Consider the following 14,273-nt stretch of genomic DNA (forward strand, 5'->3'; position numbering starts at 1 on the left):
CCCTCCTCCCCCCCCCCCCCCCCCTCCCACCCCCCCCCCCCCCCCCCCACCCACCCCCCCCCCCCCCCCCCCCCCCCCCCCCCCCCCCCCCCCCCCCCCCCGCTTTCCGCCCCGCCTGACCCATCCTTGACCTGGACATGGCCATTTCCTGGTTCCCGGCCATGAGGGGCGCGAGCACGCCCTACGCGGGTAGCCTCCGCATGGAACGCCCCCCTGCTCGCGCCAACTCCAGTCTCAGGAGCCTTGAATGACCCACAGCCCGATGAACCGCCGGGAGTTCGTGAAGAAGTCGGCCGTCACCGGCGCCGCCGTCGCCGCGGCGGGCGCGGTGGGCAGCGGCACCGCGGAGGCGGCCGAGAAGAACGGTCACGGCACCCCCGGCAAGGCCCCGCGCACCTGGTCGTTCTCCATCCTGGGCACCACCGACCTGCACGGCCACGTCTTCGACTGGGACTACTACGCCGACGCGCCCTACACCGACAAGGCCGGCAACTCGGTCGGCGTGGCCCGCGTCGCCACCCTCATCAAGCAGCAGCGCGAGGCCAAGGGCGAGCACCGCGTGCTGCTCGTCGACGCCGGCGACATCATCCAGGGCACCTCGCTCGCCTACTACTTCGCCCGCGTCGACCCGATCACCGGCACCGGCGGCAAGCACGGCCCCAAGCACCCCATGGCCGTCGCCATGAACCACATGCGCTACGACGCCGCCGCCCTCGGCAACCACGAGTTCAACTACGGCATCGACACGCTGCGCAAGTTCGAGGAGCAGTGCGACTTCCCGCTGCTCGGCGCGAACGCCCTGCACGCCAAGACGCTGCGCCCGGCCTTCGAGCCGTACACCGTCAAGCGCATCAAGGTCCCCGGCGCCCCCGACATCAAGGTCGGCATCCTCGGCCTGACCAACCCCGGCATCGCCATCTGGGACAAGGACAACGTCGGCGGCAAGCTGGTCTTCCCCGGCCTGGTCGAGCAGGCGAAGAAGTACGTGCCGCGGCTGCGCGCCCTCGGCTGCGACGTGGTCTTCCTGACCGACCACTCCGGCCTGGACGGCTCCTCCTCCTGGGGCGACGAACTCCCCTACGTCGAGAACGCGTCCAACCTGGTCGCCGAGCAGGTGCCGGGCATCGACGCGATCCTGGTGGGCCACACCCACGTCGAGGTGCCGTCGTACACCGTCAAGAACGAGCAGACCGGCGAGGACGTCCTGCTGTCCGAGCCGTACTGCTGGGGCTACCGGCTCAGTGTCTTCGACTTCGAGCTCGAACTCCACCACGGCCAGTGGAAGGTGACGGGCAAGAAGGCGGGGACCCTCAACCCCAACGGGGTGGAGGAGGACCCGCAGATCAAGAAGCTGCTGGAGGCCGACCACGAGCTGGTGGTGAAGTACGTCAACACCCCGGTCGGCACCTGCACGGCGGACCTCTCGGCGGCGGAGTCCTGCTGGAAGGACGTGCCGATCATGGACTTCATCCACAAGGTGCAGATGGAGACGGTCAAGACGGGCCTGTCCGCCGCCGACGCCGCCCTCCCGCTGATCTCGGTCGCCGCGCCCTTCAGCCGCACGGCCGACATCCCGCAGGGCAACGTCACCATCAAGGACATCGCCGGCCTCTACATCTACGACAACACCCTCTACGCCAAGAAGCTCACCGGCGCCCAGCTCAAGGACTACCTGGAGTACGCGGCCAAGTACTACGTCCAGGTCCCGGCGGGCACGAAGGTCGACACCGCGACGCTGACCAACGCCAACAGCTTCTGGGACTACATGTACGACACCGCCGCGGGCGTCGACTACGAGATCGACATCGCCCAGCCCGAGGGCTCCCGCATCAAGAACCTCGCCTACAACGGCGCCCCCGTCGCCGACGACCAGGTCTTCGTGGTCGCCGTCAACAACTACCGGGCCAACGGGGGTTCGGGCTACCCGCACATCGCCACGGCGGAGATCGCGTACAGCTCCACCAACGAGATCCGCGACATGATGATCGACTACGTCACCGCGACGAAGACCCTCGACCCGGCCGACTTCGCGGTCACCAACTGGAAGCTGACCCAGGCGGGCACGCCGGTCTTCTAGCGGTTGTTCTCTTGCCCACCCGCCCACCCGAACTCGCTTGGCCGAGGGGTGGGCGCGGGGGCGGGCGACAGCTACTTGGCGGCGTGCGCCAGGAACGCCGTCCAGGCGGTGCCGGTGACCGAGAGGTGGGGGCCGGCGGGGTTCTTGGAGTCGCGGACGTGGATCCGGGTGGGGCAGGGGGCGACTTCGACGCACTCGCCGCCGCTGGAGTTGCTGTACGAGGACTTGCGCCAGGTGAAGGCGGTTTCCACGCAGTTCCCGCCGCTGTCGTTGCTGTAGCTCGACTTGAACCACCGCAGGGTGCTCGTCATGTCCGCTCTTCTCCTGCCAACTTCTGGATGAGGCTCAGCGAGTCGTCCGGGCTCAGAGCCTGTGCCCGGATCTTCGCATACCGGTGTGTGAGGTGAGCGACCTTTGCGGGATCGCTGACCAGCACGCTTTCGTCCTCGATCTCCAGGTACACCACGTGGTGGTGCTCTTTGGTCACCACCAAGACCATGTCACCTCGGGTCCCGGCGTGACCACCCCGCAAACCACGCTCCAGTGGCACGACTTGAATGCTCACGTTGTCCCGCTCCGCGTCCTCAGCCAGCGAGCGAAGCTGGCCACGCAGGATCTCCCAGCTGCCGATGGGCCGCCGAAGCACCGACTCGTCAAGGATCAGTTCGATCATGGGCTGCGGGTCTGTGCGATCGAACAGGGCCCGGCGGGCGACGCGCGCCTCGACCAGCTCGTCCACCTTAGTGTCGGGGAGTTTGGGAAACCCTCCGCCGATCAGTGCTCGTGCGTACTCCGGTGTCTGGAACAGGCCCGCGACCACGTACGTCTCGTACGTCGACAGCGAGACGGCCATCGCCTCCATCAACGCGAAGTTCTTGAACTGCGGCGGGTACTTGTCCAGCAGGATGTACTTGCGGGCCTTCTCAAAGACCCCCAGCCCGGCGCCGATGTGCTTCTCCAGACCCACCAGCATCTTGTCGCTGGCCGGCTGCGCGCACGTCTCCATCGCGCTGATGGCGGACGCGGTGTAGCCCGTTAGCTTGCCCAACTCCACCTGCGTGAGCTTCTGTTGCTCGCGCAGTGCCTTTGCCAGGGCTGCGACGAGATGTGCGACGCCGCCCGCTTCCACCTTGTTCTCCACCCGCGCCATTGCGGTCACCCCCGGACTCAACTGAACTCAACCGGTCACCGACACTCCCCTTTGACTCCATACCGTCCTAGAGGGTCGACGGAGAGTTATGGAAACCGTAGCGCCCGCCACTGACACTGGTCCCATGAACACAGAAAGTCACACCGCCATCGAGTGGGTCCCCGCCTCCGGAATCCGGCTCAGCAAGGCGGGAGTCCAGTTCGACGCCGTGCGGCTGGACGGGGAGTACGGGCGCGAGATCGCCGACCGGCTGGCCGGGCTGACCGGTGGGGATCCGGGGCCGGTCGTGCAGTCGGACGGCGGGCGGCGGGGCGTGTACTTCCTCGTGGCGCCGGGGACCACCGGGCACCGCGCCTGGCCGGAGTGCGTCACCCGGCTCACCAGTGGGCCGTACTGGGCGAGTTACATTCCCGTGCCCGCGCTCGACGGACCCACCTGGCCGCTCTTCTGGCGCTATCGGCCCACTGGTGCCGACCGGTTCGTGCACACGTCCTTGCTCAGGGCCGCGCTCAGCTGAAGACGATCATCGAACCCTGGGCCAGCGAACGGGTCGCGGCGGCGTGCAGACCCAGCCAGACGTGGCGTTCGCGGGCGAAGGGGTTCGGATCGTAGGGGGTGGGGGCGGCCGGTTCCTCCAGCTCCGTGGGGGCCGCGGGCGGCGCCGGCGGGGCCGGGGGGTTGGCCGGATCGATGCCGATGACCGGGGCGACGTACTGGAGTTCGCGCAGCAGCGCCTGCGCGGAGCCCAACGGGCCGCCGCCCGCCAGGAGTTGCTCGTCGGAGAGCGGATGCGGGAAGTCGACCGGGACGTAGGCGCCCGCGTGGTCGTAGTGCCAGACCAGGTGCGACTGCTGGGCCGTGGACTCGAACATCTCCAGCAACTGCTCGTAGTCCCCGCCGAGTTCGTCCACCGGCGTCACCGGGAGGCCGCAGACCTGGAGGAGGTAGGCGCGGCGCAGGAAGTGCAGGGCGTCGTAGTCGAACCCGGCGACCGGCGCGACCTCGCCGGACAGGCCCGGCATGTACTGGTACACCGGCACGGGCGGCAGCCCCGCCGCGGCCAGCGCGTGGTTGTAGTGCGCGAGTTCCTCGGCGAACGGGTTGTCCGGCGTGTGGCACAACACGTCGACGAGCGGTACCAGCCACAGGTCACAGGCCAAAGAGAGCTCCTCACACAAAGAGGTCGTCCGGGAAGCCTAATCGGTGCCTGTGTGGTCCCATACCCTCACGTCCGCTCAGCTATCGGACAGATCTTCCAGCAGCGTCAGCGAGTGGGCGTTGGCCGCGCCGACCAGGGCGCGGGCGCCCTCGATGTCGCGCCGGGCCAGGGCCTCGACCAGCTCCGTGTGGCCGGCCCACAGACGGCCGCGCAGCTCGGGCAGGCGGCGCAGGTGCTGGACGGCGCAGACCCAGGACTGCACGCGCAGCCGGTGCAGGAAGTCGCCCAGGTAGGGGTTGCCGAACAGGACGCTCAGCTCGCGCCAGAAGCGCAGGTCGTAGCCGATCAGGACGGTGAGGTCGCCCGCGGCGGCGGCGCGCTGCGCCTCCTCGCCGCGGCGGCGGACCGCCGCGAGCAGGGCACGGGTGGCCGGGTCCTCGGGCGGGGTGCGGAAGGCGGGGTGCCCGGCGGCGAGGGCCTGGAACATGCCGTCCGTGACCAGGGCGCGGGCCTCGATCATGTGCCGGTAGTCGGCGAGCGAGTACTCCGGCACGCTGAAGCCGCGGTGCTGGTCCGCCTCCAGGATGCCCTGCGCGGACAGGTCGACCAGCGCCTCGCGCACCGGGGTGGCCGAGACGCCGTACTGCTCGGCGATCTCCTTCACGGTGAAGGCCCGGCCCGGCCGCAGCCGTCCCGCCAGCACCTCGTCACGGAGGGCGTCCGCGATCTGCTGGCGCAGGGTGCTGCGGGTGACGACGCCGTTGCCGGGCATGGCCGGATTCTCCTCACGCGTATGGGTGACGCACTCGTACGTTTGGACGACTCTGTGGAGTCTTACGAGCACGTCACCTTACGCGTTCGGCCTGTGCCGGCGGCAGCTCCGGACCGGTTACGCGGTGTACTCGTCGGCGACGGACAGCGCGGCGTCGAGGGCGGCCAGGCCCTCCTTCAGCTCGGCCTCGGTCGTGTTGCACGGCGGCACCACATGGGTGCGGTTCATGTTCACGAACGGCCACAGACCGTGCTTCCTGGCGGCCGCGGCGAAGGCGGCCATCGGCGCGTTCGCCTCGCCGGTCGCGTTGTAGGGCACCAGGGGCTCGCGCGTCCCCCGGTCCCTGACCAGCTCCAGCGCCCAGAACATGCCCACGCCGCGGACCTCGCCCACGCTCGGGTGGCGCGCGGCCAGCTCCGCCAGACCCGGCGCGAGCACGCTCTCGCCGAGCCGCCTGGCGTTCTCGACCACGCCCTCGTCGGCCATCGCGCCGATCGTGGCGACGGCGGCGGCGCAGGCCAGCGGGTGCCCGGAGTAGGTCAGACCGCCCGGATAGGGGCGCTTGCCGAAGGTCTCCGCGATCTTCCCGGAGATGGCGACGCCGCCGAGCGGCACGTAACCGGAGTTCACGCCCTTGGCGAAGGTCATCAGGTCCGGGACGACATCGAACAGGTCGGCCGCGAACCACGCGCCGGTACGGCCGAAACCGGCCATGACCTCGTCCAGGATGAAGACGATCCCGTACTTGTCGCACAGCTCCCGCACCCCGGCGAGGTAACCCGGCGGGGGCAGCATGATCCCGGCGGTGCCGGGGATGGTCTCCAGGATGATCGCGGCGACGGTGCCGGGACCCTCGAAGGCGATCGTCGTCTCCAGGTGCTCCAGCGCCCGCGCGGTCTCCTGCTCCTCCGTCTCGGCGTAGAAGCGGGAGCGGTACAGGAACGGCGCCCAGAAGTGCACGACGCCGCCCGTGCCGCTGTCGGAGGGCCAGCGGCGCGGGTCGCCGGTGAGGTTCACGGCCTGCTGGGTGCCGCCGTGGTACGAGCGGTACGCCGAGAGCACCTTCGGGCGGCCCGTGTGCAGCCGGGCCATGCGCACCGCGTGCTCGACGGCGTCGGCGCCGCCGTTGGTGAAGAAGATCTTGTCCAGGTCGCCGGGGGTCCGCTCGGCGATCAGCCGGGCCGCCTCCGAGCGCGCCTCGATGGCGAACGCGGGCGCGAAGGTGGTCATCTTCGCCGCCTGCTCCTGGATGGCCGCGACGACCTTGGGGTGCTGGTAGCCGATGTTGGTGTAGACGAGCCCGCTGGTGAAGTCCAGGTACCGCGTGCCGTCGTAGTCCCAGAAGTACGACCCCTCGGCGCCGGCGACGGCGAGCGGGTCGATGAGGTCCTGGGCGGACCAGGAGTGGAAGACGTGCGCGCGGTCCGCGGCCTTCACTGCGGCGCCGGCTGCGGGGTCGGTCTGAGGGGTCATGCGGGCGAGCGTAGATGTCCGGCATGCGGACGGGGTATCGGCGTCCTGTTCCGTGGGCGGCCCCAATCCGCGACAGGTTGTCGACACCGGGTCCGCACCGGGGCGCCCGGCCTGTTACGGAACCGTGGACGACCGGGCCTCCGGCACCTCGTACGACCGGATTATTCTCGGGCCGTTGCCACAGCTGACGGGGCGGGAAGGGCGGGCGGTCATGGAGGAACTCGGTCCGGGGGACCCGCACCGCATCGGGGGGTACCGGCTGCTGGCGCGGCTGGGCGCGGGCGGCATGGGCAGGGTGTACCTGGCCCGCTCGGACCGGGGCCGCACGGTCGCCGTGAAGCTGGTGCGCGCGGAGCTGGCCGCGCGGGAGGAGTTCCGGGCCCGGTTCCGGCGCGAGGTGGGGGCGGCGCGGCGGGTCGGCGGGTACTGGACCGCGCCGGTGCTGGACGCGGACACCGAGGCGGCGGTGCCCTGGGTGGCCACCGGGTACGTGGCCGGGCCCAGCCTCGAACGGGTCGTCGAGCACGAGCACGGGGCGCTGCCCGAGCGGTCGGTACGGATCCTCGCGGCGGGGCTCGCGCACGCGCTCAAGGACATCCACGCGGCCGGGATCGTGCACCGGGACCTGAAGCCGTCCAATGTGCTGGTGACCATCGACGGGCCCCGCGTGATCGACTTCGGCATCGCCCGCGCCCTGGAGACGGGCACGGCGGGCGGCGAGGGGCTCACCTCGACCGGGTCCCTGGTCGGCTCGCCGGGGTTCATGGCGCCGGAGCAGGTGCGCGGCGACACGATCACCCCGGCGTGCGACGTCTTCTCGCTCGGCTCGGTGCTGACGTACGCGGCGACCGGGCGGCTGCCGTTCGGGAACGCCGGCGGCGGGGTGCACGCGCTGATGTTCCGGATCGCCCAGGAGGAGCCGGAGCTGGCGGGGGTGCCGGAGGGGATCGCCGACCTGGTGCGGGAGTGCCTGCGCAAGGACCCGGCGGCCCGGCCGTCCCTGGACGCGCTGCTGGAGCGTACGGGGGCGGAGGACACCGTGTCCGGCGGCCGCTCCCTTGAGCCCTGGCTGCCGGGGGCGCTGGTGGCCCAACTGGGGCGGCAGGCGGCGGGGTTGCTGGAGGTCGAGGAGCCGGAGACGGGTGCGGGCGGCTCCGGTGGAGCGGGGGCGCGACCGGGCGCGGGGGACACCGGGGACGCCGGTGCGCAGGGGGGTGGTGCGCGGGGCGGCGGTTTCGGGGGTTCGCCCGAGCACTCCGCCGTGCTGGACGGGGGAGAGCCGGCCGAGGGGGCCGGGGCCGGGCGGCCGGCGCCGGGGCAGGGGGCGCCGCTGCCGGTGACGGTCCCCGGCGGGTACGGTCAGGCGCGGCAGGAGGCCCAGCCGCACCCCCGGCAGGGCGACCCGCGGCCGTACGCCGCGCGGGGCACCGCGTCCGCGCCGCCACCGGCCGCCCCGTCCTTCGGGTACGGCTACCCCCGGCAGTCGTACCCGCCGTACCCGCCCTACGGCGCGGAGCCCGAGCCGGAGCCGGAGCGGCGCAGCGGGCGCTCCACGGCCCTGCTGGTCCTGATCGCGGTGATCGTGGCGGTGGGCGCGGGCGGGTCGGTGTACGCGCTGCTGAACAGCGGGGTGGACGGCAGGAGGAGCGGCGCGGCGGGGCCCGCGCCGGTGTCGCGGTCCGCGTCGCCCACCGGCTCCGGGGAGCGCGCCCCGGACCCGGCCTCGCCCTCCGCCTCGCCCTCCGCCTCGGGCGCGGGTGCCGTTCCGGACGCCTACCTCGGGACCTGGGCGGCGAGCATCGACACCGCGGACGGCATCAACATCCGCCGGCTCACCATCCGGCAGGGCGGGGTGGGGGAGAACGTGCTGACGCTGGACGCGGAGGGACCCGCGCAGGGCGGCGGGACGTACCACTGCGTCTTCGCGGCCGAGCTGAGCCGGGCGCCGGGCGCCGGCGGCCCGCTGGAGATCGGGCCGTCGGTCGTGACCAGCGGCGAGCCCGCCTCCTCGTGCACACCGGGCGACCCGACGGAGGTCAGCCTGCTGCCGGACGGACGGTTGCGACGGGCGCAGCAGGGTGGCGGCGGGGAGAGCCTGACGTACACCCGGCAGTGACCGGATGACACCGGCCAACTCCCGTGCCGTACGGGCTGGTTGAACGTACGGCGCATTCCCGCGGACGTGCCCGGTTCGTCCTCTCGCCCGCCCGTACCGCTGCCGCCCCTGGTCCGGCTCGACCGCCGAACCGCGCGGGATCGCCGGGCCGGGGCCCGCAGGAGAACTCCACGGTCACCGCGGCTCCGGTGGCCGCTGCCTCGGCATGTTCGGCCGTGCTCCCCCCGCCGGTGGCAGGGCGAAGCGGCCGGTCTGGCCCACCGCCTCCTGCCGGGGCACGTACGCCACCGACTGCACGCCCACCGGCGCCGCGCCCGCCCGGAACGCCACCATCCAGTCCGCCGTCTCCGCCCGGACCAGTTCCGTCATGTCCTCCGAGAAGCGGCGCAGCAGCACCACGCACCGCTCGGCCGCCTCGCTCGCCGTGCCCTCCGTGGGGCCCAGCACCTCCCGCACCCCCTCCACCGCCCAGTCGAACTGGAGCGCCTGGAGGCGCCGCTGCACCGCCTGTGCCGTCGCCACGTCCCGCATCCAGCCGGACGTCACCCCGAAGTACCGGTCCGCGCCGGCGCACGCGGCCGCGAGCAGCAGGGCCAGACAGCCCCACGGCGCCACGCCCCCCGCCACCCCCGTCAGCTCCAGCAGCGGCAGCGCCGCCCCGGTCGCCACCCCCACCGCCGCGCCGGCCCGCAGCACCCGCGCCCCGCGCCGCTTCCACACCCGGTCCCGCAGATACCAGTCCGCCGTCCGCAGCGCCCCGTGCTCCACCCACCGGTACAGCTCGTCCAGCCGCTCGCCCGGTTCGCCCCAGTCGCCGGGCGGGAGCGCCCGCCCGGTCAGATCACCCGGCCGGGGTCCGGCCGAGCCCTCGCCCCGCCCGTCCTGGGGCGGCCCCTCGGGCTGCATCTCCGGCTGACCCACCCGGCACTCCCTACTGATCGCGACCGGTCACGTAGCGTGACATCCCCTGCCGACGTGCGCCACCCTTCCTACCGCCCGACGGGTGGCCCGGTCGTGACTTTCCCGGCTTTTCCGCCCGGAAGAGGGCCTTGATCAGCTGGAGACCCGCCCGCCGACTCACTCGAAAGAGTGGCGGTGTGATGGCCGCCCGGACCACGTAGGCTCGTGCCAAGGAGAAAGACACAGAGGAGCTGATCGTGATCCCCGGTGGTGGCCAGCCCAACATGCAGCAGTTGCTCCAGCAGGCCCAGAAGATGCAGCAGGACCTGCAGCGGGCCCAGGAGGAACTGGCGAACACGGAGGTCGACGGGCAGGCGGGCGGCGGTCTGGTCAGGGCCACCGTGACCGGCGCCGGCGAACTGCGCGGCCTGAAGATCGACCCCAAGGCGGTGGACCCGGAGGACACCGAGACCCTCGCCGACCTGATCGTGGCCGCCGTCCAGGCCGCCAACGAGAACGCGCAGGCGCTCCAGCAGCAGAAGCTCGGCCCGCTGGCCCAGGGCCTGGGCGGCGGCACGGGCATCCCCGGTCTGCCGTTCTGACCTCGGGCCAACTAGCGTACGTACCGAAAGGTCTCCAGGAAGGTCAGTCCGTTGTACGAAGGCGTGGTCCAGGACCTCATCGACGAACTGGGGCGGCTGCCCGGCGTCGGTCCCAAGAGCGCGCAGCGGATCGCCTTCCACATCCTCCAGGCCGAGCCGACGGACGTGAAGCGGCTCGCCCAGGCACTCCTGGAGGTCAAGGCGAAGGTCCGCTTCTGCGCGATGTGCGGCAACGTCGCGCAGGAGGAGCTGTGCAACATCTGCCGCGACCCGCGCCGCGACCTCTCGGTGATCTGCGTCGTGGAGGAGCCGAAGGACGTCGTCGCGATCGAGCGCACCCGCGAGTTCCGCGGCCGCTACCACGTGCTCGGCGGGGCGATCAGCCCCATCGAGGGGGTCGGTCCCGACGACCTGCGTATACGGGAACTTCTCGCGCGGTTGGCCGACGGGACGGTCACGGAGCTGATCCTGGCCACCGATCCGAATCTCGAGGGCGAGGCGACGGCCACGTACCTCGCGCGCATGATCAAGCCCATGGGCCTGAAGGTCACCCGCCTGGCCAGCGGCCTCCCGGTGGGTGGCGACCTGGAATACGCGGACGAGGTGACCCTCGGCCGCGCCTTCGAGGGGAGAAGACTCCTAGATGTCTGACGCCACGCTGCACGCCACGTCGCAGAACCCCGACGACTTCGCGGTACAGGTCGCGGACCAGGTCGAGAGCTTCCTGGTGGCCGTCACGGAGGTGGCGCGGGGCGACGAGCCCGGCTCGACCGTCCCCTTCCTCCTCCTGGAGATCTCCCAGCTGCTGCTGGCCGGCGGCCGGCTGGGCGCCCACGAGGACATCGTCCCCGACGAGCGCTACGAGCCCGATCCGGGCCCGGAGCCGGACGTGGACGAACTGCGGGAGAACTTCGCCCGGCTGCTGGAGCCCGTCGACGTCTACTCCGAGGTCTTCGACCCCTACGAGCCCCGCAAGGCCCCGGTGCCGGCCCGGATCTCCGACGACCTCGCCGACATCATCGCGGACCTGCGCCACGGCATGGTCCACTACCGCGCCGGCCGCACCAGCGAGGCGCTGTGGTGGTGGCAGTTCTCCTACTTCTCCAACTGGGGCCCGACGGCCTCCGCCGTGCTGCGCGCCCTCCAGTCGGTCCTCATCCACGTCCGCCTCAACCAGCCCCTGGAGGAGCTGGACGGTCTGGACACCGACCAGAGCCCGATGGGCGACGAGACGCTGGAGTTCGAGGCCGGCCGGGTGATGGCCGAGGAGATCGGCGGTCCGCTGGGGATCCAGCCGGGTTCGTGACGCCGTGACCGGCTCCCGCGCGCCGCGGCGCCCGCTGTGACCCGGCGCACGTTCCGCGTGGGCCGGGCCCCGGCGGGCAGGAGGCCATCCGGAAGCGGGCGTCCGGGAACCTCCGGGCCGATGTCTCACCATGCGGGAGCAGGCTGGTGGATTTCGGACGCTCGTTAAACTGAGCCGACACAAACGAACCGAGCGAGGAGCGCACGTGGGCCTTGTCGTGCAGAAGTACGGAGGCTCCTCCGTAGCCGATGCCGAGGGCATCAAGCGCGTCGCCAAGCGGATCGTGGAAGCGAAGAAGAACGGCAACCAGGTTGTCGTCGTCGTTTCCGCGATGGGCGACACGACGGACGAGTTGATCGATCTCGCCGCGCAGGTCTCTCCCATGCCTGCCGGGCGCGAATTCGACATGCTGCTGACCGCCGGAGAGCGGATCTCCATGGCGCTGCTGGCCATGGCGATCAAAAACCTGGGCCACGAAGCCCAGTCCTTCACCGGCAGCCAGGCCGGCGTCATCACCGACTCGGTCCACAACAAGGCCCGGATCATCGATGTCACGCCGGGCCGCATCCGGACCGCGCTGGACGAGGGCAACATCGCGATCGTCGCCGGTTTCCAGGGCGTCAGCGCCGACAAGAAGGACATCACCACGCTCGGCCGCGGTGGCTCGGACACCACGGCCGTGGCCCTCGCCGCCGCCCTCGACGCCGAGGTCTGCGAGATCTACACCGACGTGGACGGCGTGTTCACCGCCGACCCGCGGGTGGTGAAGAAGGCGAAGAAGATCGACTGGATCTCCTTCGAGGACATGCTGGAGCTGGCGGCCTCCGGCTCCAAGGTGCTGCTCCACCGCTGTGTGGAGTACGCCCGCCGCTACAACATCCCGATCCACGTACGCTCCAGCTTCAGCGGGTTGCAGGGCACGTGGGTCAGCAGTGAGCCGATTGGGGTCAAGAAGGTGGAGCAGGCCATCATCTCCGGTGTCGCGCACGACACCTCCGAGGCCAAGATCACGGTCGTCGGCGTGCCCGACAAGCCGGGTGAGGCCGCCTCGATCTTCCGGGCCATCGCCGACGCGCAGATCAACATCGACATGGTCGTGCAGAACGTGTCCGCCGCCTCCACCGGCCTGACGGACATCTCCTTCACGCTGCCGAAGACCGAAGGCCGCAAGGCCATCGACGCCCTGGAGAAGTGCCGCGCCGGCATCGGCTTCGACTCGCTGCGCTACGACGACCAGATCGGCAAGATCTCCCTGGTCGGCGCCGGCATGAAGACCAATCCGGGGGTCACCGCGGCCTTCTTCGAGGCGCTGTCCGACGCGGGCGTGAACATCGAGCTGATCTCGACCTCCGAGATCCGCATCTCGGTCGTCACCCGCAAGGACGACGTGCCGGAGGCCGTGCGCGCCGTGCACACCGCCTTCGGGCTCGACTCCGACACCGACGAGGCCGTCGTCTACGGAGGCACCGGCCGATGAACGCCAAGCCGACGCTCGCGGTCGTGGGAGCGACCGGAGTGGTCGGCCGGGTCATGCTCCAGATCCTGTCCCAGCGCAAGGACATCTGGGGCGAGATCCGACTGTTCGCCTCCCCCCGCCCGGCCGGCCGCAAGCTGTCCGTGCGCGGGGCGGAGGCCGAGGTCGCGGCCCTGACCGAGGACGCCTTCGACGGGGTCGACATCGCCCTGTTCGCCGTGCCGGAGCCGGTCGCCGCCGAGTGGGCGCCCGTCGCCGCCGCGGCCGGCGCGGTGGTCGTGGACAACTCCGGCGCCTTCCGCGCCGATCCGGACGTGCCCCTGGTGGTGCCCGAGGTCAACGCCCACCGGGCGCGCAACCGCCCCCGCGGCATCATCGCCAACCCCGGCGCCACCACCCTCACCCTGATCGTCGCGCTCGGCGCCCTGCACGCCGAGTACGGGCTGCGCGAGCTGGTCGTCTCCTCCTACCAGGCGGTGAGCGAGGCCGGCCGGGCCGGCGTGGAGGCGCTGCGCGCCCAGCTCTCCCAGGTCGCCGGCACCGAACTGGGCACCGCGCCGGGGGACGTACGACGCCTGGTGGGCGATGCCACCGGTCCGTTCCCGGAGCCGGTCGCGCTGAACGTCGTACCGTGGGCCGGCACCGCGGCCGAGGACGGCTGGTCCTCGGAGGAACTGCGGGTGCGCGACGAGGTGCGCCGGATCCTCTCGCTGCCCGGCCTGCCGGTCGCCGTCACCTGCGTCCGGGTCCCGGTGGTCACCACCCACTCGCTCACCGTCCACGCCCGCTTCCAGGGCGCCGCCGGGGTGGACGGCGCCCGCGAGATCCTCGCCACCGCGCCCGGCGTGGTGCTGTGCGACGACCCGGCGTCCGGCGAATACCCCACCCCCGCCGACGTGGTGGGCACCGACCCCGCCTGGGTGGGCCGGCTGCGCCAGTCGCTGGACGACGCGAGCGCGCTCGAACTCTTCGTCTGCGGCGACAATGTGCGCAAAGGCGCCGCTTTGAACCTCGTACAGATCGCGGAGTCGGTCGCGCGGGAGTCCACCGGCTGAGCCGTGTGGCCGCTTTGTAGGATCTGTGTGCGAAGTGTGTCCGGCGGCATGGTCCAAACCGCTTGAGCCGGACCTCCCGGCGACAGAAGATGTGCCTCCCCGCCCTCCGCAACCACGCGGAGGGCGGGAGCGTCTTTGCGGTCACTCTTCGGGGGCGGTGGGGGCGCCGTGAGCGGACCGGGCGCGGGG

At 71.6% G+C, this 14,273-nt stretch carries 14 protein-coding genes; 8 read left to right on the plus strand and 6 right to left on the minus strand.

What is annotated here, in order from left to right; genetic code table 11:
* Window positions 1–247 precede the first annotated feature (247 nt).
* Window positions 248–2,077 (plus strand): bifunctional metallophosphatase/5'-nucleotidase, encoded by a 1,830-nt coding sequence (locus AC069R_RS15260; protein ID WP_478767281.1) that lies wholly within the window; start codon window positions 248–250, stop codon window positions 2,075–2,077.
* Window positions 2,078–2,148: 71 nt separating this feature from the next.
* Here AC069R_RS15260 and AC069R_RS15265 read toward each other — a convergent pair whose 3' ends face one another.
* Together AC069R_RS15265 and AC069R_RS15270 are read right to left on the minus strand one after the other, a co-directional pair.
* The gene (locus AC069R_RS15265; RefSeq protein ID WP_478767282.1) at window positions 2,149–2,388 is read right to left on the minus strand and encodes a DUF397 domain-containing protein; all 240 of its coding nucleotides are present in this window, start codon (window positions 2,386–2,388) and stop codon (window positions 2,149–2,151) included.
* Entirely contained in the window at window positions 2,385–3,227 is an 843-nt protein-coding gene (locus AC069R_RS15270; protein ID WP_478767408.1) for a helix-turn-helix domain-containing protein, read from the minus strand. The genes AC069R_RS15265 and AC069R_RS15270 overlap by 4 nt, the downstream gene beginning before the upstream one ends.
* A gap of 124 nt (window positions 3,228–3,351) precedes the next feature.
* Here AC069R_RS15270 and AC069R_RS15275 point away from each other — a divergent pair, with 124 nt between their 5' ends.
* Complete coding sequence (locus tag AC069R_RS15275) at window positions 3,352–3,744, plus strand: hypothetical protein (protein ID WP_478767283.1); 393 nt, start codon at window positions 3,352–3,354, stop codon at window positions 3,742–3,744.
* Here the strand turns inward: AC069R_RS15275 and AC069R_RS15280 are convergent.
* The 3 genes from AC069R_RS15280 to AC069R_RS15290 form a co-directional block, all read right to left on the minus strand.
* Window positions 3,737–4,387, minus strand: coding sequence for a hypothetical protein (locus AC069R_RS15280; RefSeq protein WP_478767284.1), 651 nt, complete (start codon window positions 4,385–4,387; stop codon window positions 3,737–3,739). The two genes, AC069R_RS15275 and AC069R_RS15280, sit on opposite strands and share 8 nt — an antisense overlap.
* Before the next feature lie 75 nt (window positions 4,388–4,462).
* Entirely contained in the window at window positions 4,463–5,158 is a 696-nt protein-coding gene (locus AC069R_RS15285; RefSeq protein ID WP_478767285.1) for a GntR family transcriptional regulator, read from the minus strand.
* Window positions 5,159–5,275: 117 nt separating this feature from the next.
* The gene (locus AC069R_RS15290) at window positions 5,276–6,631 is read right to left on the minus strand and encodes an aminotransferase class III-fold pyridoxal phosphate-dependent enzyme (protein WP_478767286.1); all 1,356 of its coding nucleotides are present in this window, start codon (window positions 6,629–6,631) and stop codon (window positions 5,276–5,278) included.
* Between the two features lie 211 nt (window positions 6,632–6,842).
* Between AC069R_RS15290 and AC069R_RS15295 the strand changes: the two genes are divergently transcribed.
* Window positions 6,843–8,747: a serine/threonine-protein kinase gene (locus tag AC069R_RS15295; RefSeq protein WP_478767409.1), complete on the plus strand. Its 1,905-nt coding sequence runs from the start codon at window positions 6,843–6,845 to the stop codon at window positions 8,745–8,747.
* Between the two features lie 174 nt (window positions 8,748–8,921).
* Here AC069R_RS15295 and AC069R_RS15300 read toward each other — a convergent pair whose 3' ends face one another.
* Complete coding sequence (locus AC069R_RS15300; RefSeq protein WP_478767287.1) at window positions 8,922–9,668, minus strand: SLATT domain-containing protein; 747 nt, start codon at window positions 9,666–9,668, stop codon at window positions 8,922–8,924.
* A 236-nt stretch (window positions 9,669–9,904) separates the two neighbouring features.
* Here AC069R_RS15300 and AC069R_RS15305 point away from each other — a divergent pair, with 236 nt between their 5' ends.
* From AC069R_RS15305 to AC069R_RS15325, 5 genes are all read left to right on the plus strand, one after another.
* Window positions 9,905–10,249, plus strand: a complete 345-nt coding sequence (locus tag AC069R_RS15305) for a YbaB/EbfC family nucleoid-associated protein (protein ID WP_397984835.1) — start codon at window positions 9,905–9,907, stop codon at window positions 10,247–10,249.
* 51 nt (window positions 10,250–10,300) lie between these two features.
* A complete protein-coding gene (gene recR / locus AC069R_RS15310) occupies window positions 10,301–10,900 on the plus strand; it encodes a recombination mediator RecR (protein WP_478767288.1) in 600 nt (199 codons plus the stop codon).
* A complete protein-coding gene (locus tag AC069R_RS15315) occupies window positions 10,893–11,555 on the plus strand; it encodes a DUF5063 domain-containing protein (RefSeq protein ID WP_397984834.1) in 663 nt (220 codons plus the stop codon). Before recR ends, AC069R_RS15315 begins: the two co-directional genes overlap by 8 nt.
* A gap of 205 nt (window positions 11,556–11,760) precedes the next feature.
* A complete protein-coding gene (locus tag AC069R_RS15320) occupies window positions 11,761–13,032 on the plus strand; it encodes an aspartate kinase (RefSeq protein WP_397984833.1) in 1,272 nt (423 codons plus the stop codon).
* Window positions 13,029–14,084: an aspartate-semialdehyde dehydrogenase gene (locus tag AC069R_RS15325; RefSeq protein WP_478767289.1), complete on the plus strand. Its 1,056-nt coding sequence runs from the start codon at window positions 13,029–13,031 to the stop codon at window positions 14,082–14,084. Before AC069R_RS15320 ends, AC069R_RS15325 begins: the two co-directional genes overlap by 4 nt.
* The last annotated feature ends 189 nt before the right edge of the window (window positions 14,085–14,273 follow it).

Source organism: Streptomyces sp. NPDC043952, from assembly GCF_056435325.1.